Here is a 25429-nt window from a genome sequence, read left to right on the forward strand (position 1 = left end):
TAGTAAACAAATCAATCCCCCAGTCATTTGATACTGGGGGATTTTTGAATTTCCTACTTTATTGTCCACTAGTGATGGCTTGCAATTCTGTTTTTAGATACTGAGCCAAGTGTTGGTGGGCAAAAATATTGGCATTCTTTTCTGCGGTAGGATTGTAGTTGGTGTTGGTATTTACATCATAGACATAAATGTCTCCACTCTCTGATTGAACCCATTCAATCGCCGCAACTTCAATCTGAGCATTTTTCAAGAAATTCTCATAAGCTTCTCTCCGGTCATCTGGTAGAGGTTCTGTAATCTGGAATTTTTCAGACGTTTCTAGTTGCTCTGGTCTCTTGCCGATTTGGCAACCATCTGCTGGACACAGTTGGAATCCATCTGAAGAATCAATCGAAACAGTATAGAGGAATTTTTGATCGATAAACTCTGAACGACGGATACGTCCATCACTTGGTTTAATGTAGGCTTGTAACAAGGTAATCCCGTCCACTGATGGTTCAAAGAGAGGGCTATTGACATAAGCTGCCAGTTCTTCTTCATTTTGAAAGAGTTGAACTCCTAACCCCTTACCTGCTCGATTGTGCTTGGTAATCAATGGATAGATGTTCAATTTTCTGGCTGCTTCAATGATATTTTCTTGGCCTAAAACTGCAACTGTCGCAGGAGTCTCAATACCAGACTCGTTTAATTTCAAATATTGTTTGACTTTACTGATTTCTAAGTTGATGGCACCAGTTCCATTCACAACCTTGCGTCCATGGGCTTCTAACCAAGTAATCACCTGCTCTGTAAATTCTGGCGCATAGCGATGTCCTCTGGTGTGAGAAGACGCAGACATACGATTGTAAAAGATACCTTGTGGCGGTGGACTTTGCAGATCCAAAATGCCACTAGACAAATCCCACAGTTCATACGGAACTTCTAACTCTTCCAACCATTTGACCAAATGCTGGGTCCATTCAAGATTCTCATGAATTACATAAACTTTTGCTTCACTCATTACTTATCATCTCCTTAAGAAAAGCTGACTGATAATTGGCTTTCCTTTTCTTCTTCTAAAATATATCCTTCTGTTTTTTCGATAACGCTGACTGTTAAGATTTGACCTAAAACATTGATCATAGTACGGCCGGCATTGACAAAGAAATCAACTGCAAAAATCAAGGCTACTCCTTCAACTGGCAAGCCCAGTTGAGGTGCTGCAGCTAGTAGAACCACGATAGCTCCTGATGGTACGGTTGCCGCAGTTTTTCCAATCAAAGTCAACAATAAAACAGTAAACAAGAGACTTGATAAAGAAAATTGAATACCATAGGCGTGGGCGATAAAAATCGTAGCTACAGAGAAATAAACTGCTGCTCCCTCTAAGTTAAAAGTATATCCTAAAGGAACAACTAAATCAATTGTATGCTCGTCATGCCCCTGTTTTTTCAAATCTTTAAGAAGTGATGGCAAGACCACACTAGAACTTCCAGTAACAAAAGCCAGAGTCAAGAGACTCCAATTTTCACGAAAGGCTGACAAATACGGCACCTTAAAGAATACAGCAATCAAAGGGAAAATAAGGAGAACCAATACAGCATAAGCCAGATAAGTTCCAATTACAAACTGACCAAGCCCAATCAACTTGTCGACACCCGTAGTTGCAACATCTTTAGCGATAAATCCAAAAATACCAATCGGTGATAGTTTGATAATTACTGCAACAATCTTGTAAATGGCTTCAATCCAGATTTGGAAACCTTCGATAATCTTCTGAGATTTATCAGACTTAAGATTCCCAATTCCGTAACCAAGAAAGATGGCAAAAACGATAATTGGCAATAGAGCGCCATCTGAAAGAGATTTAACGATATTTGATGGAATGAAACCAAGCAAAAATTCGCTGAACTTGACATTGTTAGCAATCCCATCAAGGTTTCCACCAGTTTGACCGATATTCACTCCTTGACCAAAGCCTAAATAGTAACTAGCAAATACAAACAAAAGAGTAATGGCAGTTGTTACGGCAAAAAAGTAAACCAAGCTCTTGGTCAAGATTTTTCCGAAAGATTTTTTTCCGATAACTCCAGCTACTGCAACAACGATGGTTGGGAAGATTAGCGGAATGATAACCATATTGATCAATTTAATAAAAGCTTGACCTAAAAATTGATAAAAGCCTGCAAATTGTGGCCAGATAAGGGCAGCGATAACACCCAAGACCAAAGCCACCAATAATTGAATGCCTAGTGAGAGTTTTGACCATAAAGTAACTAATTTCATAAGAAACTCCTTTGTTTTATTTGCTACTCATTCTACTACTATTCTTCTCTCCTGACTAATATATATTTTTTATTGTCACCATAAAAAAGATTTATCATGAAGGTTCAAACTACTCCAACTTTACAAAGTAAATCAAATTGATGTTTGATATAGTATAAAAAATCAGTTTCTAATCAAAAATTTTTAGAAAAACACTGTTAAATCAAGGAATATACTTTTCTTTTATTCAAGTTTTATGATACAATATTGTTATGATTTTAATGAAACTCGCTTCCGTCTTGCTTTTGGTACTAACCTTGGCTTTGGCTATTATCTTTAGTAGATTTTTTAAGTTAAAGAAAAAGGGGATTAACTTTGCAGATTTGGCTTTTCCTTTTCTGATTTTTGAATACTATTTAATCAGTGCAAAGGTTTTTACCCATAATCAACTTCCCATTTTGGGGGCAGCCCTATCTTTGTTGGCAATCATTTTAACTTTTTTCTTCCTGAGCAAAAAACGTAGCTTTTATTATCCAAAATTCCTTAAATTCTTTTGGAGAGCTGGATTTCTACTCACATTGCTCATCTATATCATCATGATTATTCAAATCTTTATGATGAAATAACTACTATAAAATTTGCCAGCACCTCAATAGTTGGCAACTAGTTCTTCCACATGAGGTGCTTTTCTAATGACATTTCAAAAAGAGATTATTAAAAAAATAGGAGATCAAACAAGTGAAAAAAACGCTCTTGGCAAGTGCCATCACGCTTACTTTTCTAGGATTAGCAACAAATCCAGCTTTTGCTGAAGAAAATAACCTACAAACTACTACAGCAGAAACAACGCAACAGCCTACAACAGCTAACAAGGTTGAAACGAAGGATGCAGCTCCTTCTACTGAAACAAGTTCAAGCGTACCAACAACTTCTACAACAAATCCAAGTGAAACTCCAGCTAAGAAAGAGGAAGACAAGGCTCCAGAAGTCAAAAAAGAAGGTTGGGTATTAGAGGAAAACCACTGGCGTTTCTATGAAAACAATGCCCCTGTTCTTAACTGGAAAAAAAATTCAAGGAAAATGGTACTACTTCGATAAGAACGGTATCATGCTCAGTGATACGATTTATGATGGATACATCCTGACTAGTAGCGGGGCTATGGTAGATAGTGGCTGGGGTAAAATCAAAGATAAATGGTATTATGCAAAGCCATCTGGTAAAATCTCTCAGCAAAAATGGGAAAAAGTTGGTGGTGTATGGTACTACTTTGACAAAGACGGAATCATGCTCAGCAACACCATTTTTGATGGTTATCTCTTTTCTAACAGTGGTGCCATGGCTGAGAGCGCTTGGGTCAAACAAGATGGTAAATGGTACTACGCGCAAGCTTCTGGTAGCTTAATCAAAAACTAGTGGGACAAAATCGGTGGAGTTTGGTACTACTTTAACAAAGATGCCACAATGGCAAGCAACCAATGGCAAGGTAACTACTACCTAAAAGCTAGCGGGGCTATGGCTGAAAGAGAATGGATTTTTGATAAAAACTACAATAGCTGGTTCTACTTAAAATCTAGTGGTACTTATGCTGCGCGTGAATGGATTGGTTCATACTACCTCAAGTCAGGTGGTTACATGGCTAAGAGTGAATGGATTGATGACAGCTACTACAATGCTCGTTACTATGTAGATGAAAATGGTGTCTATGTCACAGGAACTCGTAAAATCGATGGAAAAGCACATCAGTTCCAAAGTAATGGAAAATGGATAGGTGAAGTTCCAGTAAGTCGTGGATTTGAAAAAGGAAAATACACATATACCGTTTTCTTAGACCCAGGACACGGCGGTAAAGATCCTGGTGCTGTTTATTATAACACGAATGAAAAAGACCTCACCATGCAAGTTTATCAAAAACTACGCAAGGAACTCCAAAGTCTTGGTTATACTGTTCTTTCTTCTAGAGATAGTGATGTCTATGTCGACTTTGTCACTGAACGTTCAAGAATGGTTAATAAGACTGATTCAGATATCTTTATTAGTATTCACTTCAATGCTAGTGGCAGCCCTGCTTCTAACCGTTCTGGTATTCAGACCTATTCTTACGAAGAAGCTGCTGGTTATCCTTCTAAGATTAATCCATACTGGCATAACCATCCCGACCGTATCAGTGAAAGCAATCGCCTAGCTGCAGATATCCACTCTTCACTCCTAGCTGAAACAGGTGCTAAGGATGCAGGTCTTCTCCAAAGTAGCTTTGCTGTCCTTCGAGAAACCGATAAACCAGCAGTTCTATTGGAGCTTGGTTACATTGACAATTTCAACGAAAACCAACAAATTCGTAGCGATGCTTACCAAAATAGATTGGTGGCAGGTATTGTCAAAGGTATTCAAAAATATTACGCAGGCAAATAAAGCAAAAGTCTCGAGAAAGCTCGAGACTTTTTTGTTTTATACTTCTTTCTTGTTAGTTTCCGGAAAGAGGAAACCAATCCCCACACAAGCTAGCACACCTGCACCGATAACCAAACCACTTGAAAGTGGCAAGATATCAAGAATGGCATTAGCGATGATAAAGGCAATAATTAAGCTCATGAGACTGGCCTTATAATCTTTTTTAACCAAATTCTCAAGAGTAAAGAATAAGAATAAACCTACTGGAAAGAGTGCCCAGATGTTAACATCCAAACTTGGCCATCCAACTAAACCAAAATACAAAACTGCTGCTGCAACGACTAAAAATCCGATACCTACTACTTTTTTCATGATATAACCTCATTTTCTATTTTGTTAGGAAGTTTAATCTCCCCTTGACAATTACTACTATAACAGAAATAAAAAACGCAAACAATAGGTTTTGCCTATGTGGTAGTCATGATAGACTATGTGGTCAAAAATCTTATCAAAAGAAAAAAGAAGTCCAAGAGGACTTCTTTCACACTGCCGATTGCAGGGATATTAAAAACCTTAACAAACGCTATTATATCAACACTTTCAAGAGTGGTTGGTCAAATTTTGGTCAAAATAGTGACTAACTAATTTTTTGACTAACCTTCACTTTAACTCTTTTTTTGCCTCATCAATAGTATGCTTCAATGCTCTTTATCACTCCGGTAATTCTACCTTCAAACTCATATCCGTCGGTTGCAATACCTTCTGAACCGCTGCGAGAAAGGCCAATCCATTATCAGATGGGGAATATTGGAAAGTAATTTGGATGACTTTTTTATCAAAGTTATCACCATATCGCTTCACATACTGCTTGCTTTCGAGGAACTGAATGTAATTATTAATTTTTTCTTGCAGAATTTCCAAATGGACTGCTTCTATCTCTTCCTGCCAGCCGACTGAATCCACCAGAAGAAGCTCTAAATGATTATCAACTATACCAATAGCGTCAAGTTCAGTTGGTTTGAGCTCTGAGGAAATTGCTTTTTGTAACAGTTCTTCGAATTCTTTTTCGGAAAAATAGTGTCTCTTTCTATCTGTATCAATAAGAAGAAATTCTGGATTATCTCTTAAAAATTGTATGTTAGCATCTTCTTGACTAATTTTTGATTTCCAAAATCCGAAATTAGCATAATTAATTAATTCTTCACCATCATGTTCTCCTGCTAAATAGCTATCCACTGCTTCTTTAGTGATTTCTCTAACCACTTCTGGGCAAGTAATATAAAAAGTTGGATAACGCAAAAAATACTTATCACCATCTTGACAGATTTCCAACATATCTTTTTTGCTTAAATAAATTACTTTCATTAAAGTCACCTTTGCTATTTAAAATCTATTTACTAATCACTTATAGGCCAGTGCCCTGTTTCAGCATAAATCATGACCTCATATGCCCCCCTAGAAGATTCAAATGCCTTATTCATCAATGCTTTTGTAATTGGATAGTATACCTCTGGCCCCATGGCTCCTCCATTTTCTTTAAAGAAACCAATTTCGTAATAGCCGTTTGTCTCATATACAACAAATCCATCGCCTCTATGTACAATCGTATCCGATTGATTATAATCTTCTAAGTCATCTTTCTTTGGCCAACGATGATGTTCACAATAAAACATTACTTCTAAAGAATCTTTTTCTGATTTAGAAACACATTCTGCTAATTCCTGGCTAATGGTAAAATTAATCACTTCTTTCCCCCTACTCCACAGAATCTGATAATCATTATTGTTTTTTAATACCGTACAATTTTTGTATTACTGAATTTCTGTTGTCATACAAATGAACTTTCTTTACTTTTTTAATTCTTCTTTATCATAGGCAAAAAAATCTAGTTGGTGCACGTATTTCTTATTAATTTCTCCATTACCTTCTTTCGCTTGTGCAAATTGTTGGCTAAGCACAAATAGAGAATAAACAAAAGCATGGAGTGGAAAAACAATGGCAAAAAACTAGGATATATTAGGTAGATGGTCAAGAACACTAGCAAACTAATATAGCAACCACGAATTACAGAAGAAACAACAGCTCCACTTTTCTTTACTACCTCTAGGAATTCTAAGTACTCCAAATCTGTAAATAGAGCCGGATACAAATCCAAATCTTTTTTAAAATAGACATCCATTAACTTGCCGATAAGTAGGGAAATACAAGAGAATAGAATCAAATAAAAATACTTGTGATCAGCTATACTAAAGATTGTCAATCCATTCAGAAATCTTATAAAAGGAAGAACGAGCAACACCAGAGAAAGTATAACGTACTGTTGACTCTTAGAACTTCTTTCTGGAATCGAAAAATACAGTTTCCTTCCTTTTAGGTCATAGTAAACCAATTTGTTTGTAAACTCCCCTAGATGAACTAGTCCTTTATATTGTTTATTCTTTTCTTTCATTTTCTTTTTTCAGTTCTTTCTCCAATTGTTTTAAGACTGCTAAAATCTCACTTTTATGATCCATTGTTTCATCTACAAATCTTCTCGCTAAACTAAAAAAGCTAATTTTATCGATATTTTCTTCTCGTTCTATATGTTCAGTTAAGTTGTAGATATCCTGTATGATTCCAGGATATAATTTCTGACTCGGATATTCTAAGTCAATCAAATCTTGTAATTGCTCTATATATTGGGTGTATTGGTTCTTCATAATTGAATCCTTTATTAACTTTAATCACTTCGTTTAATTTTTACTCTGGTTTGATTTAACTTCAACTATCTCATATTCCCGTTCTTCTCCAGATGCAAAGGCAACATTTATGGTTGCTAGAAAAATGAACATTGTTAAAATCATTATCAAAAGCATGGCTACATTTTTTATGTAAATAAAAGCTAAGGCAAATATAAGAGTTAAAGCAAAGAAACATAGTCGTAAAAGAAGCATTTTTATGTAAAAATGCGATGAATTTACTGGTTTTATTTTATAATAATCAGGTTGCTCCAATGATCTATTAAGTAATTCTTCCAAACTTTTTTTCTTTTTAGAATATACAATCTGAAGCAAACCAAAAGACAATAATAGCCCAATAACTACTAAAATCAAGCTAGTTACTATTGAAAAATTCACATAAAAGTTAGCAAATAAATCAATATGATTCATACGTGCCCAGGCATTCACAAAAACTGCCAATCCTGCAGCTAATGATGTTGGAAGGATAAATTTGCTCGCCTTAGAGTTTTTTTCTTCGATTTTAAAAAGTTCTTCATCTGAGATAGCATAAACTTTCTGATAAAAACACCAGTTTAGAGGCAAACAGAGATATCCGAGAAAATGTTTAGGAGATCTATCTAATAGATACTGTTTCCCCTGATAATGAAATAATAGGTATCGAAGATTCCCTTTATAATATAATTTTATTTTTTGCATTTTAATCCTTACTAATCTAAGAAAACATGGTTTTTTCCCAAGCTATGAGGAGTATCTCGATATCGGATACATCTTATTTTAGTATTTTATCATTTATTTTATATAAGTGATGGCTTTCCGTACTTTCCAACCTTATGGAAACGTTCATCAGCTGTCTAGTCTTTTAATAAGCTGTCGATTCTTTTTATCAATAAAGAAAATTGTTCATTTTTTCTTTTCATGTATGCAGCGTCCGAATCAAAAACATAAAAATCCGATAAACCATCTCTTGGGAAAAACATACTTTTGTACATTTTTTGTAGTTGGTTCATCGTTTCAGCTGGTATCTGGGGTTTTCCTATACTTTGTAGAATAAACTGCATTTCCTCAAGGATACCAATGAAATTATTAACATTATTTTTTTCCTTGTAATTTGATAGAAACTCTATTAATTCAGATAACGAATCTGTCAGTTCTTCTTTTGGCATTGTTTTTTCTCCGTTAGTTTTATGGCTTCCTAAATGAAGGTGAGGTTTAGGTTATTTCCTTTCTTCTTCTTTCTCCATATTTAGGATCAATTATACTAAATAAACGAATTTGCTCATCTTGAAGAAGGCTATTATAACGTTCAAAATCTCCATTAGCAATAGCCCATGCATTCTTTGATGCTATTCTAGTAACATATGATTGTAAAAGATCATAAAGTATATCTTCCTTATTATCAAATTTTTTCTCAGAATTTATTTTGCCACGTTCGACACCAACAATATAGTAATAACCGTCTTCAAAATAAATGGTACGTCCTTCCGGTAAGAATAGAGATGGTTTTTCTTCTGTAAATAAATCCGACTGATTCAGATTTGCTTCGCCTATTTTTAATAGCAACTCCCTTAATTCATCTTTTAAATGTTTTATCATCTTATTTGTTTCCATACATCTATCCACTTTTCTCTTACAACCAGCCCTTGGCCTTTAAAAATTTATCAGGAATGCGGAGTTCAATCTCATCCATAATCCCTTTTAAATAACTATCCCAATCTATTATTTTGCTATATACAGCTGGCTCTTTAGTAAGGGATAGCTTCACTTCTTTCGATAAAACAATAAAGAATTCACAGATATCATTTTCATAATCAAATTCAATCGCGAAGTAATCGTAAGCCCCAAAGTCTAATTTAAAAGTTTGATGACTGGTTTCATCAACATAATCGTAACCAGTAATCGTATCCACTCTTTCTCCAAATACCTTCCTTATTTGCTTTCTAGTTTCTCTTGCGAGCTCTAGCATCTTCTCTATTTCATTTAATTCCATAATATTATTCTCCTCAAAGAAATCATTTTCTTTAAAATATATTTGGTCAATTCTTTAATAAAACTGCTGCTCTATCTGAATTTAGAAAGTCTTTTAATAGTTGCAAGGTGTGTTCAACTGACTTTTTATCACGTCCATACACTCTTTTTAGGCTCTTATCATCGATTATCTTGGATAAAAAGGTAATGGAAAATCTCTGTTCATCAGCTTGAGTGAACCAAATGTTAAACAAGCCACCCTCTCCAGCTTCCAATTGTCTATTTTTACCGGTTGATGATATCCCCATCGTCATATGATAACCCTTATACACGAAGGGAAAATTAAAATTTTCATCTTCTCCTTCATGAATGGCAATCGTATCAAGATCAATCGAAAAAATTTTCTCTAACGCTTTCTTTACATTCTGATAACCTAAACTCTCTCTTATAGGCAAGTATGCTTCGCTCATTTATAAGCCTCACTTTAACAATCCTCGACGTTTTCGTGCTAAATCAATATCTATCCATTACATAACTAATCTTGTAACATAGCTAAAAACTCTGTAAAGCTATCAGCTACAAACTCTATAGCAGGTTCTAGCTCGTATGATTCCTCGTGGTACCAGATGCACATGCTTGGATTTTCTGGATCCTCTATATAATTTAGACAGACAAAATCACCACCGAACAATGCTGCTATGGGGATTAGTTGCATTCCGACATAATCTTCATCAAAGACAATGCGCCCTTCCAATTGTGTACTCACCACTCCGATATCATAAACCTCTTCAGGCTTCTCACCTGAAATAGCTAGTATAGCTAAAAAGCGGTCGATTACTTTCTCATTATTCCCAAAATGAAAATACCGTTTTGACGGAATCAATCCATTCTCATTCTTTATAAATTCCTTATAATCTTCAGGTAATCGAACTTTCCACGCTACTTCTCTTTCCTGTAATAGCGCATCAGTTGGCAAAGGGTAGATGACTGATTGATCTTGTTGGGGCATATATTCTTCTCCTACAGTTGCTTGCTTTTTACTTCTTCAAACCATTTCTCAAACTCTAAACGTGGAAGCAATTCTTCATCCTTGTCATAACGCCCTTCATAACTATAGCGACTATCAAGACTGTTTTTCTTGGCATCATAAATCAACCACATTTCAGTTGGGTGTTCACGGTCATATTCTTGGCAAATATCAATCATTGCCTCTACATCCTTGACACCTTCCTTTAACAAGGCAGTTTGTAAACTAATATCAACATGAGAGTCTTTAGGTAAATAATCATTTACTAAGTGTTTGTGTACAATATTTCCCTTAATCTCATAGAAGAGATTAAAACTATACAAACTGTCCGCTATCGCATAAATAAAAATTTTATCTGCTTGATTTTGGGCATATTCCAGCGCTAACGAAATCATGCTAGCCTGAACTTCCATAAATTTATCTTCAAATTTTATCATGTTACTCTCCTACTCTAACTCAGATAAATTCAATCTGTATTGTTTGCTCAGTCATCATGGACTGCACTTCCTCGACAAGTTTATCTATCTCGTTCTGTGTGATGCGAATGTGGTTGTATGGTGGCTCCCAATTCTGTATACTTGACCTATATACAGTAAAACTTCCATCGGTCAACAATTCTCCCTTTGCTTTTAAAACATAACCATTTTCATAGTCAAATGTGATGATAGACCTTGTACCAGAAATTTTCATTCTACTTCCTTTTCTTATATCCCTTTCAGACTAAACTTGTAGAGCACTCATAATCTTTTTAAATTGGTATTCCAACATGATAGAACTACCTTAAAAATCAATGTTAACGTTTTCCATTATTATACCATACAAGCGCTTGATATGAAGGGTTTGCTAGTTAAAAACTAACAAAAAAACACTGAATCTTCAGTGTTTTTCATTATATAGGATTGCAGGGATCGAACCTGTGACCTACGCGTTACGAGTGCGTTGCTCTACCAACTGAGCTAAATCGGCGATTCCCCTTATAGTATAGCACTATAAGGAAGGATGTCAAGGTTTGTTAATCTATCTTTTTAATCAAAATCTGACAAGGATTTTGGGATCCCCACAGTTGCGGAAAAATCTCTAGTTTTTTAAAGCCAAGTCTGCAATAAAAGGCATTTGTTCGATCATAATCCTTATTAGAGCCTTCTGCTACTGTTTTCACTTGCAAATAATCAACGTTTTTGCGTGCTTCATTTTCTAAAGTAGCAAGTAATTGACTCCCAATTCCTCTACCTTGATGAGCTTTTTTTACACCGATACAATCAATCTCTGCACAATCTTCACTGGAATAGGCCAAGCTTACAAATCCAGCCAAATCACTCTCCTGATAGGCAGCCCACACTTGCAAGTCCTTGGCTCCTTCGATATAGGCTTGCGTGCTTTCTGGTATTCCAAACCATTCTGGTAAGTCATGTAAGACTTCAGTGACTACTGCCATTTTTTGTGCTTCATTCTTGACCTCTTCAATAACAAACATTACAAAATCCTTTCTTGGTTTTAGTCTTACTTTAGCTCTTACGAACCAGCACTTTCGTAGGCATCTAAGCCCTTGTCCCATAGTTTCAAAGAAATGACAAAGAAGACAAGGGAAATCAGAATCAAACCACCGATATTAAAGAAGACATCCTTGTCCTGCAAGAAATAGCTGGCAGGATAGTAGGCCGTAAAAGCAAAAGGCACGATGAAGCTAATTAACCAACGAAGGAGCGAATTGTAAATGGAAATCGGGTACTTGGCAAAATCATTAAACATATAGAAAATGTAAATCATGGCACCTGACTGCTTGGTCCAAAAAGCGATGCTGGCTGTTGCAATTTTCAAGGAAGTATAGATCAAGGTCGCAAAAGGAATACAAACTAGAAAAATCAGGAATTTTGGAAGGGTCCAAGCAATGCTAGTCGCCGTTGTCGCTAGTAAAATTCCACCAACCAAAAGTTCACCCAAGGCATCAATCTGAAAAGTCTCAACGAGGATATGGAAGAGAGGATTGATGGGTCGAGTCAGATACTTGTCAAACTCTCCCTTTCTCACCAAGCGTTGCCCCAGTGCCCAGAGATTGTCAAAAAAGAGATGATCTAATCCCTTTGGAATTAAGGAAAATCCATAGATAAAGGCAATCTCTTGAAAGGTCCAACCTTCTAGCGAGGGGATGTGTTGAAAGAGTACATTAAGAAACAAGAGGTTCAGGCCTTGAGTCAGAAAGACTCCCAAGACACCTACCACAAAATCAACTTTGTATTCCATGATTTGCTTGATGTATTGTCTGATAAAAATCAGATGCATGCGTTGATATTTTTTCATCCTAACCTCCTTGAATGGTGATAAATGACTGGACTCGTTTCCAAATCAACTGAGACAAGCCCACCATCACTATAAGCCAGAAAAGCTGAAGCAAAAGTGCTTGAAGAATCTGACTGGTATCGTATTTCCCAACAATAATCATGACCGGAGTGTAAATTAAGGATGAGAAAGGCAAGAAGGATAGAATATCTGAAACGATTTTCGGAAAGAAAGCCAAGGGAATCAGACTTCCAGACATAAATGCTACTATTGAAGTCTTGAGGAGATTGGATCCCCATAAATTTTTAAATACAAAGGCTGAAAATCCAAAGCAGATATTAAAGAAAAAGTTAATCAGATAAGCCAGAGTTAAGCTAAAGAGATAAAGGATAGTTAATCCCAGCACTTCTAAAACACCTTGCCCAGATAAGATCTTTATCAAAACAATGACACTTAAAAATGGCAGTCCAACAGAGATAAAAATCAACCACTTGGAACCAAGCTCAGTAAAGAGATAAGAGGCAGCAAAATGCACTGGTCTCAACAATCTCATGATGATGGAACCATCCTTGACCTCCTCACCGATCATAAAAGAGCTATCAGACCTGGTCAAAAGATTGGTCACAAAACTCATGATGATGTAGAGAGTGATATCTGCCATACTGAAGCCCTGAATCAAAGGCTCCTGGGAGGAGTCAAAGACTGCCTTCCAGAGATAGAAGGCCACAAAAGCCCCCATGACATCACCAATCCGATAGAGAATAAAGTTAACTCGATAGCTAATCAACTCCTGAATCCCTGCATTGATAAAGGGTTTATAACGTCTCCACAATTTGACCATTTTAGAGCTCCTTTCGATAGAAGCGACGGATAATATCTTCAATATCCGTATCTACCATCTTCAAATCACGGATCTCAAAATCAGATAGGGTTTGCTTGATAATATCAGCCGACTGGTAGTGGGAACTATCAAATTCAATATTGAGAGTATTTCCTTGTCTATCAATGGATATATCAGGTAAGCCTTCATAATGAGAGACGAGATGACTTTGACCTGGCGTCAGATCAAAGGAGAGAGTCTTCATCTTGCCAAAGGTTTCCTTGAGCTGGCTAACTGTCCCATCAAAAATCTCTTGTCCCTTGTCAATCATAAAAATCCGATCACAGAGTTGCTCAATATCGCTCAAGTCGTGAGTAGTCAAGAGAATAGTTGTCTCTTCCTCCTGATTAATCTGGGTGATAGCACGTCGGATGTTATCCTTGACCGACACATCCAAACCAATAGTCGGCTCATCTAAAAAGAGAACTTTGGGATTGTGAAGCAAGGAAGCCGCAATATCCGCCCGCATCCGTTGACCCAATGAAAGAGTCCGCACAGGATCCTTGATAAATTCCTTCAAATCCAAAACTTCATTCAAAAAGTCCATACGCTTATGGAAAAGCGAGTCTGGCACATCGTAAATCTCCTTCAAAACCGTGTAGGTCTCTTGCAGGGCCAAATCCCACCATAGCTGGGTACGTTGTCCGAAAACGACTCCAATATCCTTGACATAATCTTGGCGATTATCCTGGGGAATCTTGCCGTTAATCCGACAAAAACCAGATGTCGGTTTCAAAATCCCTGTTAGCATTTTGATGGTGGTCGACTTCCCAGCACCATTAGCTCCGATAAAGCCTAGAATCTGCCCCTTGGGTACTTCAAAAGTCAAATCCTTGACCGCTTCAAAGGTCTGCTTTTCAGGATGAATAAAGGAACGCAAAGCCCCCTTCAAGCCCGGTTCCTTAACAGTCTTCACAAAATTTTTCTGAAGATGTTGCACTTCTATCATTGCCATATCTATCTCCCTTTAGTAAGAAACAACATTGTATTTTTGACTACAAATATTCTAAATCCTTACTTTCTACACCTTCTCAATATTATTACAGAAGGTTTTATACCAACCTATTATAATCCAATAAAAAAAGGAATGCAAGCGTTTGCTAATAGATTATGAAATTAGAGATTTCTCTTTTATAATAATGCTTTTGAATCAGAAGTTCTGGTTTAATAGTTTCCTTAAGACACCAAAAAACCTGCCCCTAATGGCAGGTTACGAATTGTAAAAAGGCAAACTATTTTGATCCATATGAATCACTATTTAATCAAAGAACTAATCTTTCATAATTCTTTTCACAATCCCATTTCTATCAATTAGAAAACAATCTGGAAAGGTCATCTGCTCCCATTTTTCATAATCAAAACTGGAATCAAAGTGATGTAGTAGTATTCCTATCAAATTCCCGTGTGAACTAAGTAAAATCGTTTTTTCTGAGTATCTCTCTTCCAATTCCATTAAAAAATTTAGTACTCTAGCTAGTGCATCTTGATTTGATTCCCCTCCTGAAAGAGATTCACTGGGATTTTGCCATAAATATTTAATACTGTCTTCAAACTCAGAATCTTTTATAAAGGTTGAAGATAATTTTCGCTCTCGTAACCGATTATCAAGAACTATTTTATCAAATTGAATTGGCGAGCTATTAATCGTTTCAAATGCTCGTTTATAAGGACTAGAAAAATAATGATCAATATTAAAAGAATTCAAAAACTCTAACTGGTCAAGAGATGAAAATCCTTTTTCTGACAAAGTTCTATTAAAATCATCACTTAAAAATTTTGAATGAGCATGTCTAAGTAAAATATAAGAATTATTCATAAGTCATTACCTTTCAATTATTGTCATCAGTCTCAATGGATTTTTAAGCCCTCAATTATTCTCTAAAAATTCATTAATGCGAGAAATAAGTTCATGACTTTGATAATGATAAAGTTCGTGAGGCGCATCCATATAGATGACTTGAACATTAGACTGGTCACTAGAAAATCTCTCTGCATAATGGTGCCATTCTGATTGGCTAAAGGTCGTGCCTTCACCGTTAGAAACCAGTAATAAGGTGGGAATTTTCGGATTGATGCCAGATGGAACTTTCTTGGCATTTTCCTTTGCCAAACGGGATTCATGAAGCATGGCTTGTGATATCAACTGCTTATATGCTAGTAATTTATATTGTTGTCGTTCAGTTTCAGTCAGAGTTGGATTTTTTATGTAAAAGGACTCTGGGAAATAGCGTAATAAGCCAATCTTACTGCTCCAATAAGCCACAGTAAGCAAGGCCTGATTATCCTTTAAATCCTCATAACTTGATGGCAATGCTCAATCTAGACCAACCAAGGCTTTCACTTCATTAGGATACTGCTCCTGCCAAGCCAGACTCTCAAGACTAGCCATTGAATGAGACAGAATGATAAAAGGACCTGTGACATTTGCTTGTGAAAGTGCTTGACGAGTCTCAGACAAAACCTCCATCACATCTCTTGATTGATTGCTATCCTCGCTATAACCATAGCCAGCTCTCTCGACTACGACAATCTTATATTTTTTTGATAAGGAATCTGACACATCCTTAAAATCCAAGATTGGAGAAGCAATTCCAGCACCGGATAGAAATACTATGGTCTCTGGACCATCCCCTTCAACGTAAACATTCATTTGGTGCCCATTGACAAGAACTTGTTGTCCAACAGGTGTTAGTGAGGCTTGTTCCTTTTCTAAACTGATACGGTGAAAGATAAATGTTGCCCCTAAAAACAAAAGAATGAAACTAAGAAAGCCAAGACTCCATTTTTTCAGTTTTTTCATAGCATTATTGTACAAAAATTAGACTCTTTTAGCAAATTTAGATTATTCTTCTTCAGTATATTCTCTAAAACTCCAGACACAAAAAACCCACCCTCACGGGTAGGTTATTTATGAATATGGTTAAGCTAGATTAAGCTTTACCTTCTGAACCGAATACGTCGATACGTTCTTCAACTGATGCTTGGATAGCTTTTACACCGTCAGCCAAGAATTTACGTGGGTCGAAGAGTTTTTTCTTGTCGTATTCTGCTTCGTTTGCTTCGTAGTCACGAGCAAATTTACGAGTTGCGTTAGCGAATGCGATTTGGCATTCAGTGTTAACGTTAACTTTAGCAACACCAAGTTTGATAGCTGCTTGGATTTGGTCATCAGGAATACCTGATCCACCGTGCAATACGATTGGGAATCCTGGTACAGCTTCAGTCAATTTTTGCAAGTGGTCAAGATGAAGACCTTTCCAGTTTGCAGGGTAAGGACCGTGGATGTTACCGATACCAGCTGCCAAGAAGTCGATACCAGTTGCAACCATTGCTTTAGCGTCTTCGATTGGAGCCAATTCGCCATCACCGATGATTCCGTCTTCTTCACCACCGATAGTTCCAACTTCAGCTTCTACTGATACACCATTTGCGTGAGCAAATTCTACAACTTTACGAGCTTTTTCAAGGTTTTCTTCAACTGGAAGGTGTGAACCATCAAACATAACTGAGGTATAACCAACTTGAATACACTCAAGTGCATCTTCGTAGTGACCGTGGTCAAGGTGGATAGCTACTGGTACAGTGATACCCATTGATTCTACAAGGTTAGCGATCAAGTTGCGAGCAACTTTGTAACCACCCATGTATTTAGCAGCACCCATTGAAGTTTGGATCAAAACTGGAGCTTTTTTAGCTTCTGCTGCGCGCAAGATAGCTTGAGTCCACTCAAGGTTGTTTGTGTTAAATCCACCAACTGCATAACCGTTGTCACGAGCTGCTTGGACAAATTTTTCTGCTGAAACGATTGCCATTTTATCAGGCCTCCTGTATATTTTTATGGGATATCCCATTTACATTGTTCATTTTATCACTTTTTGATAAAAAAATCTAGTTTTTCCCGTACTTTAGATTGAATTTCTTCCAATTAGATAGATGTAAACCCTTTCTTAATCACTTTCCGGATTGACCTGTGGTAGCTTCATGAAAAATACTAGGTGATCATCGTCTCTTTCAAAATGATAGTCAATTTCTTCGTTTTCCAATAGACTCTTGACCACAAATAGTCCCAATCCAGCTCCCTTACTTTGTCGACTAGAAGCCGTAAAGGATTGTTCAAATTTATCTTGTTCCTCAAGTGTACAACTGTTCTCAATAAATATCCAGCCATCCTTATCCCCAATTTTGAGATAGCCACCTTGGATAGAATGTTTCACTGCATTACTGATAAGATTTGAAAGAATCAGCTTGAGTACCGAAGGATTTAGATAAGTTTGTTGATCTGTGAGTTGATTCACAACTGAGATTTCCCTCTCTTTGGCTAATAAATCATAATCCTTTAAGAGAAAACCTGTCATTTCAAGAAGGTTGATTTTTTCCTTTTTATCTCGCAATTCTTGCACTGAAGAAAGGGATAAGATTTGCTGGATATGGTGACTCAAATCATCCACGATACCCAAAGAAACTCCTAGATAATGGTCTCGATCTTTATAGCGTCCAATATTGGCTTTCATATTCTCCAGAAGAATCTTCAGACTAGCTAGAGGTGTTTTCAGTTCATGGGAGGCACCTCGTAAAAATTCGACCTTCAACTTTTCTAACTGGAGGATGGCCTCATTTTTCTCATGTAGATCGGCAATAACAGTCAAGAGGTGTTGATAGAGGCTATTGATTTGTTCTTTAAGATCGCCAATTTCATCCTTAGAATCCACGCGCAACCTCACTTCTGCATCCAAATCCATCATCCGTCGAGTCACTCGTTTGATTTCCAAAATAGGAGCAACAATAGTTCTAGCATAGATAAAGGCGATGAGGAGCGAAATGATGAAAGACGCTAATAAAGTATAAGGCAGAAATTGAAGACTGATGTCTTCTGCTTCTTTCTGCAAATCCATAGAAGCTAAAAACTGTAAGGTCATGGTCTGACCATCCTTAGTTTGAACTTCTCTTTCCTCAATAACCAAGGAGGCCGTTTGTCGTTGTTTATCAATGGGAAGATTATCATTGACTTCCAACTTATCCTGAGTCATCTCTCCCTTAACAACTCCCTTAATATCACTGCTTTTAGAATAAAGTTCAAGGACTTCCTGAATAGCTTGACTGTCCTTACCTTGGAGGGACTGGGCAATTTCTGTAGCCTTTTGCCCTATGCTCTCCTGACGGTGACTGAGATAGGTCGGAGGAAAGAGGAAATAGATGGCCAAATGCAAACAAATGACCAAGGTAGAAAATACCGAGAAGGTATAGATAAAAATTTTTTTAAATAAACCTGAACGTCTCATTTTCTCTCCAATTTATAACCAACATTGCGCACGGTAAGAATACAGTCTAAATCTAATTTTTTCCGTAGTTCCTTGATATAGACATCAATCACTCTGTCAAAAGGAACCTCATCTGTCATCTTCCATACAGCATCGATAATCTGCGACCGTGTTAAGGCTCGACCTTCATTTTTAACCAGATAGTCTAAAATTTCCAGTTCTTTTGCATTCACTGCAACTTCTTGGCCAGCTACTTTGGCGCTATAGCTGTCAAAGTCTACCTCGGTGTCTCTATAGGTAAAAATACGACCAGTATCATAATAACGTTTAAAGATGGCATCCACTCGTACTTTTAACAAAGATAGAGAAAAAGGCTTTTCCAAATAACCATCTGCAAATGCAGCAAAGGCACTCATCTTATATTCTTCGTCCTGAAAGGCTGTTAACATGAGGACTGGAACTTGACTAGACTTTCGGATTTCTGACAAAACCTCTAAACCATTGAGTTTCGGCATTTGAATATCTAAGAGAACCAAGGCAACTTGGTGATTGGAAAATTGTTCTATGGCCTCAAGGCCATCTGCTGCCTGAATGGTTTCATAGCCACAATCCGTCAAATAGTCACTAATTCCCTCGCGAATCATGTCTTCATCTTCTACAATTAGAATTTTCATATAAATCCTTTTCTATCAAAAATGCTACCTATATTATATCTCATTTGAATGAGAATAGGTAGCATGTTTTTTATTCACTATCCAACAAGAGTTCTTTTGGTTGTTTAAAGAGGAGATTGCTTGAAGCAAGTGCCATAACTAATACTACCAATACCAAACCAAGTACAAAGATAATGGCAAAGTCTGAAGGTTGAATAGAAATATCCAAACTTGAAAGAGTCTTGCTAAAGCCGTCAACTTCTGCACCACCACCAAGATTGGAAGCTTGGGCTGCCTTACTAGCTTGCTTAGCCACATCTGATGTGACATTTGCAAGAACTGTATTTCCAATAGCACGAGCTGTATAATTAGCTAGGAAGTAGGCTGAAATTAGTGCTGGAATTGCAATCATAACTGCTTCTGTGATAAATTGTCCTAGAATACTTGCTTGTTTTAGACCAATTGAAAGGAGAATTCCAACCTCTTTACGACGGGCGTTAATCCATAGTGTCAGTAAGAGAGCGAGTAGAAGAACAGAGAAGCTCAAGCTACCCCAGAAGAGAAGATTAGCCATCTTGTACATGCCTGAGATAGATTGTTCAAGGGCAGGATAGTTAGATGAGCTCTTAATCAAGCTATACATCTTCCAGTTGATGCCGTTGATAGACCCTATTTCTTGCATGACACTATCTAGGTTCTTATCTCCAGCTACAAAGAAGGTAGCATCTCCATAAATAGCTGTATCTTCTGTATAACCATAGAGTTGGGCTGCTGTGTGAATATCTGTGATAGCTGTATTCTCATAGAGTTCTTGTGAGTAGGTCACAGCAGATTTGTTGTGTCCATCAAAAAGTCCTTTGATCGTTACTTCTACTGTTTCCTTTGCTCCTTTTTCATTATCTGCATCGTAGATATTGGAGTTCAGTTTGACCTTGTCGCCAACTTTCCAGCCATGTTTAGCAGCCAAGTCTTTGTGCATGAGAATTTGGTATTTGTCATCGTTTGTTAAATGCTCACCTTCGACCAGTTTGTAAGAGCCTGACACAAACTTGTCTTCTTTAGAAGAGTCATTGACTCCTGTTATCATCAAGCTACTTCCAAAACGTTGAGCTCGATCTGGCGTTAGATTTTTCTTGGTTTCAGGCGTTTCAATCAGTTCATAGCCTGTCAAATCACCGATAGCATTAATCCGTTTGATGTAGGATTCAATGGCCTTATTCTCAGTAATTTTTTTAATATCTTCACCCTTGATATTCCCCGCACCACGTGGAGTTCCTTGATTAACCCTGCGGTTGATTTGCATGGAGAAACTATTGGTGATATTTTTAAAGGTTTCCTGAGAAGCCTTGGCTGTCGCACCCTTGATAGACAAGCCGACCAAACTCAAACTAGCCATCAAGAGAATGATGAGAAAGATCACAAGCGACTTAAAAAATTTTCTTGTGACATAGGCAAATGCGTTGTGTAACATAAGATTCCTTTCTAGATTTACTTCAGTTTTTAATATGTTTAAAAGATTTAGTTACTGTTTGTTCTTATTTCAGTCAGTTTCTTATCCTTCAATTCCAGTGTAATATCTGACGCCTGTGCTACTTCCTTACTGTGGGTCACAACGATCACACACTTGCCTGTTTTCTCAGCAAGAGATTTGAGAAGGTCAATAATATCTCCAGCAGTCTTAGGATCTAGGTTTCCTGTTGGTTCATCTGCTAGAATCACTGGCGCCTCAGATACAAGACTACGAGCAATGGCAACCCGTTGTTGCTGCCCTCCTGATAATTGGAGAACATTCCGCTTGATTTGACTTTCATCTAAACCAAGTTCAAGAAGGGTATCCTTACTAGCCTTCTTATTAACTAAGCGGATATTTTCTAATGGAGAAAGATAATCAATCAAGTTATAGTTTTGGAAAACTAGTGAGATATGGTGCATACGGTGATAAGAATAACCTTGTTCACGAATGTCCTTACCCTCAAGCTTAATAGCACCTTCTACTGGGCTATCAAGTCCTGCTAATAGTGATAAGAGGGTAGATTTCCCTGCTCCTGATTCTCCAATGATGCTATAGAATTTTCCAGGTTCAAAATCGTAATTGATTTTATATAATACTGCTTCTGCAGTGTTCTTGTAACGATAAGTAAGATCTTGTAATTGTAGTAAAGTCATGATTTCTCCTTCATTAACTAATAGATGATAAAATTTCCTTAGGTGATTTTCTAAATAAAAATAGGAAACAAAGTGCAACTGACAAGCAGCTAATTATAAGTAGGAAAATATAAGATTCTCCAAATGATAGAAGACTTGTTGTAAGATTCGTTGCCTTTGCCAGAGTATCTTGTAGTGCAGCTTGGTCACCGCTTGCTAGTACAGTCTTCAAGAGATAGGAAGTAATGGCATTTCCAGCTACAAATGCCGGCAAAATAGATGCCAATGAAACTAGGATGACTTCCACGCAGAATTGGCTAAAGATTTCTCTTTTTCCCTTACCTAGTGCCAATAAAATACCAACCTCGTAGACTCGCTCTCGTAACCAAAGGGACAAGACCAATACCAGCGCTCCTACCCCAGCAATCATAATGCCATAGAGGAAAATTTGTAGGAAGGTTTGGAAGGTCGAAACTGAATCCTTGATTTGTTCAAAGGCCTTATTTTCCTTTTCAACTTGGAAGCCTTGGTTTTCCAGGGATAACTTTTCAACCTCTTGAATGATACCATCCATATCTTTTGGATTTTCAAGATAGAAACGGGCTGCAGTAACTTGAGCTTCCTTGTTGCCAAGTAAATTTTGGCTACTTTCGTAGTCTGTATAAACTGTATTTTCACTAAAGTCTGATGATAGACCGGTAAATTTCTCTTGCTTCTGACCTGAGAAAACACCTACGATTTCATAATCTAGTGTTTGTCCACTATTTCCTTCTACTTGAGCAGGATTTAAGCTAATCTTCTCTCCTACTTTTAGATTGTTTTTCTTGGCTAAATCTTCGTGGATTAAGATTTTTTTTCGATCCCCTTTTTGGATATGTCTTCCTTCTTTAAGAGTAAAGGCAGAGCTTGTAAAGGAGACATCCTTAGAAGAATCTTCTAAAGCAATCAAACTGATAAGATTTTTTTCAGCCTCTGTCAAATCATCCCTTTGGATACTTTGTTCTCCAGTAACGACTTCTTTGTCAGTTAACTTGGCTATTGTTTCTAGCTCAGGTGAAATCTTCTCAAGGCCCTTTATCTTTTTAAGGTTATCTAGTTGAGACAGTTGAAAAGTCTGATCTGCTTCGATTCTTTTAATCGAAAAAGATGTATTCAGTGAGCGATAGAGATTATTTTCTACTGTTTTGTTGGACTTCATAAGCGTCAAACAAGCTGATATTCCTGCCAATAAAACAAATAGAATCAAGAATAATATGAGACTTCTCAGTCGTTTTCTGCTGACGTAAGCCCAAGCTCTTTGAGTGGGATTCATATAGCACCTCCATATTTGTAAATCCATTATAATATTCAAATATGAAATGTTTATGAAATAAGAAAAATTTTTGAAATAAAATAAGCCAGTATTTCTACTGACTTTATATTTATAAATCCCCCAGATTAAAACAGAGAAAATGCAGCAACTAAACCAGACAGGATGTTAGCTAGTGCATGTATGATCCAACTTGTTAAAATGGACCCTCCAGCTTTTTTCTCATTGACAAAGCCTAAATAAGCAGCGATTACTCCTGTAAACAAGGTAATAAAAAGAGTAATTTCTATAGATACGAGTGAGACAAATAATATTCCATGAAGCAAACCAAAAGCGATAGCCTGTATCGTATTTGCAAAGAAAAATGGCATATGATTAACTAATCGTTTTAATAAAAACCCTCTGAATAAAAGTTCCTCAGGCAAAGAAGTCTGTAAAAAACTATAAATTAGTATACTTGGCAAAGCTTTAAGACCCATATCGGAAAATGCCGAAGTAGCCGTTTCTATACTACGTGTTAGAGGAAAGATAAACATAGAAAAAATTGTAAACAGGAGAAAGCCACCAATTATCCATGCGATAAGATAAGAATCTTCAACCTTTTTAATAGCTTTTAAACCAATCCATTCCATAAATGGGACTTTCCCCCTCGCAGTCAGAAACCACCAGATATAAGGTAGTAAAATAATAAAGAGAATTTGAATAAATGCGCTCAATATTCGTTGAAGTTCATTAACCATCGTAATCCTCCTTTACATTTTTGAAATACCTATTTTAAATCAGGGAATACAAGTCTTTAACCATGAAATCTTTCCCAATAATAACTATTATAAAATAGGATAGATTAAACTTTTCTACACTACTCTCTCTATTTTTTTAATACTGATTTCTTTTCCTTCTTTTCTATCTATATTGTAACACTTTTTAAAAGAAAACAAAAAACATACAAAAAAACTATCCTGTATGTTTTTCAATATACATCTTTCAAAAAAATAAAAAGCTAGCCAAAGCTAGCTCATCTACTATGCGGAGAGAGGGACTTGAACCCTCACGACCTAAAGCGGTCACAGGATCCTTAGTCCTGCGCGTCTGCCAATTCCGCCATCCCCGCGTCGATTACTTTACTAGTATATCAACTTTGAAAAAAATTGTCAAGACTTTTTTCAGATTTTTTCATCTTGAAATGTATTATTCTGTAATTTCAAGCAAATTTTCATCAACCAATTTCGCACCAAGTGTATTCTTAAAATGTCCAAGTGCAAAGGCATGATTCTCAGGCCAAATGGATGCTACTGCCGGTTTCACAACTTCTATCTGATAACCAAGATTATAAGCATCAATGGCTGTATGCAAGACACAAATATCTGTAAGAACTCCCGTCAAAATGACAGTATCCACTTTACGCTCTCTGAGACGGATATCCAAATCTGTCCCAGAAAATGCTGAATAGTGACGCTTGTCCATCCAGAAAACACGACTATCATCAGCATGTTCCTGATAGAAGTCGGCTAACTTGCCATACAAATTTCGTCCACTAGTCCCAATAATGTTATGTGGCGGGAAGAGTTTACTTTCAGGATGAAAAACATCATTTTCTTCATGGGCATCGATTGTAAAAAAGATATAATCTCCACGTTCAAAAGCCTTTTTAGTCACCCCATATATATCATCAGATATTGCTTGAGCTGGAGCACCCGCAGTCAGTTTCCCATGATCCGCTACAAAATCTTCTGTATAGTCAATAGAAATTAAAGCCTTAGCCATTAATAGTCCCTCTTTTTCACTTCTTCAAAAATATCTGGGATTAGAACTTTGAGATAAGTTCCTTTCATACCAAGAGAACGACTTTCAATAATCCCTGCTGATTCGAGTTTACGCAGAGCATTGACAATCACCGAACGTGTAATACCGATACGATCTGCAATGATAGAAGCTGTCAATTGACCTTCATTACCATTTAGTTCTCCTAAAATAGCTGATACTGCTCGCAATTCAGAATAAGAAAGGGTATTAACTGCCATGGTTACTGCTGTACGACGACGAATATTTTTCTCATCTTCCTCGCGTTGGAAGTTCAAGAGTTGAATTCCTACTACTGTACTGGCAATCTCAACAAGAATCAAATCATCTTCTTCAAACTTTTTATCATTACGCCAAATAATCAAAGAACCCAAGCGAATACCAGAGACATGGATTGGAGCAATTGTTGTCAAACCATCTGGAAAATCTGAACGACTTTCAGTCGGAAAAATAGTCAAATCATGTTCAACTGGAAGGTTATACTCCGTATCATAAATCATGTTTGCTGCTTGAATATATTCATCAGGGAAAATTTTTGATTGGAAAAATTGCTCTACACGGTCATTATTGGTCTTGTAGCGCATAAAGTATCCCAAGAGGCGTCCTTTACTATTCAAAATGCAGGCGTTGCAATCAATGATATCTGCCAATTGACGCGTGATTGCGTTATAGGGAAGATCATCTTGTAATTTCTCCTCAGAACGCTTTAGGATTGATGTAATTTTTCTTGTTTTTTCTAATAAATGTGCCATTTTTTACCTC

General features: G+C 36.8%; 29 protein-coding genes, 1 tRNA gene and 2 pseudogenes. 2 read left to right on the forward strand and 30 right to left on the reverse strand.

Annotation, left to right across the window (positions count from 1 at the left end):
• Positions 1 to 58 precede the first annotated feature (58 nt).
• Both ACVAMZ_RS06105 and ACVAMZ_RS06110 read right to left on the reverse strand, forming a co-directional pair.
• Entirely contained in the window at positions 59 to 1000 is a 942-nt protein-coding gene (locus tag ACVAMZ_RS06105; protein ID WP_461684338.1) for an ATP-grasp domain-containing protein, read from the reverse strand.
• Between the two features lie 14 nt (positions 1001 to 1014).
• The gene (locus ACVAMZ_RS06110) at positions 1015 to 2265 is read right to left on the reverse strand and encodes a dicarboxylate/amino acid:cation symporter (protein ID WP_036753461.1); all 1251 of its coding nucleotides are present in this window, start codon (positions 2263 to 2265) and stop codon (positions 1015 to 1017) included.
• A 245-nt stretch (positions 2266 to 2510) separates the two neighbouring features.
• Between ACVAMZ_RS06110 and ACVAMZ_RS06115 the strand changes: the two genes are divergently transcribed.
• Positions 2511 to 2870 (forward strand): DUF3397 family protein, encoded by a 360-nt coding sequence (locus ACVAMZ_RS06115; protein WP_025170554.1) that lies wholly within the window; start codon positions 2511 to 2513, stop codon positions 2868 to 2870.
• A 112-nt stretch (positions 2871 to 2982) separates the two neighbouring features.
• Positions 2983 to 4654 (forward strand): annotated as a pseudogene (locus ACVAMZ_RS06120) (N-acetylmuramoyl-L-alanine amidase).
• A 36-nt stretch (positions 4655 to 4690) separates the two neighbouring features.
• Here the strand turns inward: ACVAMZ_RS06120 and ACVAMZ_RS06125 are convergent.
• From ACVAMZ_RS06125 to codY, 28 genes and pseudogenes are all read right to left on the reverse strand, one after another.
• Complete coding sequence (locus ACVAMZ_RS06125; protein ID WP_049495580.1) at positions 4691 to 5005, reverse strand: hypothetical protein; 315 nt, start codon at positions 5003 to 5005, stop codon at positions 4691 to 4693.
• Positions 5006 to 5344: 339 nt separating this feature from the next.
• Positions 5345 to 5998, reverse strand: coding sequence for a DUF6572 domain-containing protein (locus ACVAMZ_RS06130; protein WP_049495582.1), 654 nt, complete (start codon positions 5996 to 5998; stop codon positions 5345 to 5347).
• 32 nt (positions 5999 to 6030) lie between these two features.
• Entirely contained in the window at positions 6031 to 6402 is a 372-nt protein-coding gene (locus ACVAMZ_RS06135) for a hypothetical protein (RefSeq protein WP_369076501.1), read from the reverse strand.
• Positions 6403 to 7065: 663 nt separating this feature from the next.
• Positions 7066 to 7332, reverse strand: a complete 267-nt coding sequence (locus ACVAMZ_RS06140; protein WP_049495588.1) for a hypothetical protein — start codon at positions 7330 to 7332, stop codon at positions 7066 to 7068.
• Between the two features lie 33 nt (positions 7333 to 7365).
• On the reverse strand, positions 7366 to 8049 hold the full coding sequence (locus ACVAMZ_RS06145) for a DUF443 family protein (RefSeq protein ID WP_049495590.1): 684 nt from the start codon (positions 8047 to 8049) through the stop codon (positions 7366 to 7368).
• A 155-nt stretch (positions 8050 to 8204) separates the two neighbouring features.
• Complete coding sequence (locus ACVAMZ_RS06150) at positions 8205 to 8516, reverse strand: hypothetical protein (RefSeq protein WP_049495593.1); 312 nt, start codon at positions 8514 to 8516, stop codon at positions 8205 to 8207.
• A 46-nt stretch (positions 8517 to 8562) separates the two neighbouring features.
• Positions 8563 to 8961: a hypothetical protein gene (locus ACVAMZ_RS06155; RefSeq protein ID WP_049495595.1), complete on the reverse strand. Its 399-nt coding sequence runs from the start codon at positions 8959 to 8961 to the stop codon at positions 8563 to 8565.
• A gap of 19 nt (positions 8962 to 8980) precedes the next feature.
• Positions 8981 to 9340 (reverse strand): hypothetical protein, encoded by a 360-nt coding sequence (locus ACVAMZ_RS06160; RefSeq protein ID WP_049495598.1) that lies wholly within the window; start codon positions 9338 to 9340, stop codon positions 8981 to 8983.
• Positions 9341 to 9386: 46 nt separating this feature from the next.
• A complete protein-coding gene (locus ACVAMZ_RS06165; RefSeq protein WP_049495601.1) occupies positions 9387 to 9788 on the reverse strand; it encodes a hypothetical protein in 402 nt (133 codons plus the stop codon).
• 65 nt (positions 9789 to 9853) lie between these two features.
• Entirely contained in the window at positions 9854 to 10327 is a 474-nt protein-coding gene (locus tag ACVAMZ_RS06170; protein ID WP_049495603.1) for an SMI1/KNR4 family protein, read from the reverse strand.
• A gap of 11 nt (positions 10328 to 10338) precedes the next feature.
• Positions 10339 to 10782, reverse strand: a complete 444-nt coding sequence (locus ACVAMZ_RS06175) for a hypothetical protein (RefSeq protein WP_049495606.1) — start codon at positions 10780 to 10782, stop codon at positions 10339 to 10341.
• 19 nt (positions 10783 to 10801) lie between these two features.
• Complete coding sequence (locus ACVAMZ_RS06180) at positions 10802 to 11035, reverse strand: Imm74 family immunity protein (protein WP_049495608.1); 234 nt, start codon at positions 11033 to 11035, stop codon at positions 10802 to 10804.
• Positions 11036 to 11357: 322 nt separating this feature from the next.
• Positions 11358 to 11819, reverse strand: a complete 462-nt coding sequence (locus ACVAMZ_RS06185; RefSeq protein WP_049495611.1) for a GNAT family N-acetyltransferase — start codon at positions 11817 to 11819, stop codon at positions 11358 to 11360.
• Positions 11820 to 11857: 38 nt separating this feature from the next.
• Positions 11858 to 12643, reverse strand: a complete 786-nt coding sequence (locus ACVAMZ_RS06190; RefSeq protein WP_178895195.1) for an ABC transporter permease — start codon at positions 12641 to 12643, stop codon at positions 11858 to 11860.
• Position 12644: 1 nt separating this feature from the next.
• Positions 12645 to 13463 (reverse strand): ABC transporter permease, encoded by an 819-nt coding sequence (locus ACVAMZ_RS06195; RefSeq protein ID WP_461684339.1) that lies wholly within the window; start codon positions 13461 to 13463, stop codon positions 12645 to 12647.
• A 1-nt stretch (position 13464) separates the two neighbouring features.
• Positions 13465 to 14457 carry an ABC transporter ATP-binding protein gene (locus ACVAMZ_RS06200; protein ID WP_461684340.1) on the reverse strand — a complete coding sequence of 331 codons (993 nt, stop codon included), beginning with the start codon at positions 14455 to 14457 and terminating at the stop codon, positions 13465 to 13467.
• Between the two features lie 315 nt (positions 14458 to 14772).
• Entirely contained in the window at positions 14773 to 15318 is a 546-nt protein-coding gene (locus ACVAMZ_RS06205; protein WP_461684341.1) for a histidine phosphatase family protein, read from the reverse strand.
• Between the two features lie 51 nt (positions 15319 to 15369).
• Positions 15370 to 16302 (reverse strand): annotated as a pseudogene (locus tag ACVAMZ_RS06210) (alpha/beta fold hydrolase).
• A gap of 130 nt (positions 16303 to 16432) precedes the next feature.
• Entirely contained in the window at positions 16433 to 17314 is an 882-nt protein-coding gene (locus tag ACVAMZ_RS06215) for a class II fructose-bisphosphate aldolase (RefSeq protein ID WP_001019005.1), read from the reverse strand.
• 135 nt (positions 17315 to 17449) lie between these two features.
• Positions 17450 to 18781, reverse strand: a complete 1332-nt coding sequence (vncS, locus tag ACVAMZ_RS06220) for a sensor histidine kinase VncS (protein WP_461684342.1) — start codon at positions 18779 to 18781, stop codon at positions 17450 to 17452.
• Complete coding sequence (gene vncR / locus ACVAMZ_RS06225) at positions 18778 to 19434, reverse strand: response regulator transcription factor VncR (RefSeq protein ID WP_461684343.1); 657 nt, start codon at positions 19432 to 19434, stop codon at positions 18778 to 18780. Before vncR ends, vncS begins: the two co-directional genes overlap by 4 nt.
• Before the next feature lie 70 nt (positions 19435 to 19504).
• Entirely contained in the window at positions 19505 to 20884 is a 1380-nt protein-coding gene (gene vex3, locus ACVAMZ_RS06230) for an ABC transporter permease subunit Vex3 (RefSeq protein WP_461684344.1), read from the reverse strand.
• 47 nt (positions 20885 to 20931) lie between these two features.
• Complete coding sequence (gene vex2, locus ACVAMZ_RS06235) at positions 20932 to 21579, reverse strand: ABC transporter ATP-binding subunit Vex2 (protein WP_461684345.1); 648 nt, start codon at positions 21577 to 21579, stop codon at positions 20932 to 20934.
• Between the two features lie 13 nt (positions 21580 to 21592).
• Positions 21593 to 22870 carry an ABC transporter permease gene (locus ACVAMZ_RS06240; RefSeq protein ID WP_461684346.1) on the reverse strand — a complete coding sequence of 426 codons (1278 nt, stop codon included), beginning with the start codon at positions 22868 to 22870 and terminating at the stop codon, positions 21593 to 21595.
• A gap of 125 nt (positions 22871 to 22995) precedes the next feature.
• A complete protein-coding gene (locus ACVAMZ_RS06245; protein WP_461684347.1) occupies positions 22996 to 23607 on the reverse strand; it encodes a CPBP family intramembrane glutamic endopeptidase in 612 nt (203 codons plus the stop codon).
• Between the two features lie 285 nt (positions 23608 to 23892).
• Positions 23893 to 23978, reverse strand: a tRNA-Leu gene (locus ACVAMZ_RS06250).
• A 77-nt stretch (positions 23979 to 24055) separates the two neighbouring features.
• Positions 24056 to 24631, reverse strand: a complete 576-nt coding sequence (locus ACVAMZ_RS06255; protein WP_461684348.1) for a cysteine hydrolase family protein — start codon at positions 24629 to 24631, stop codon at positions 24056 to 24058.
• A complete protein-coding gene (codY, locus tag ACVAMZ_RS06260) occupies positions 24631 to 25419 on the reverse strand; it encodes a GTP-sensing pleiotropic transcriptional regulator CodY (RefSeq protein ID WP_461684349.1) in 789 nt (262 codons plus the stop codon). Before codY ends, ACVAMZ_RS06255 begins: the two co-directional genes overlap by 1 nt.
• Between the last annotated feature and the right edge of the window lie 10 nt (positions 25420 to 25429).

The organism is Streptococcus sp. KHUD_017, from assembly GCF_054861245.1.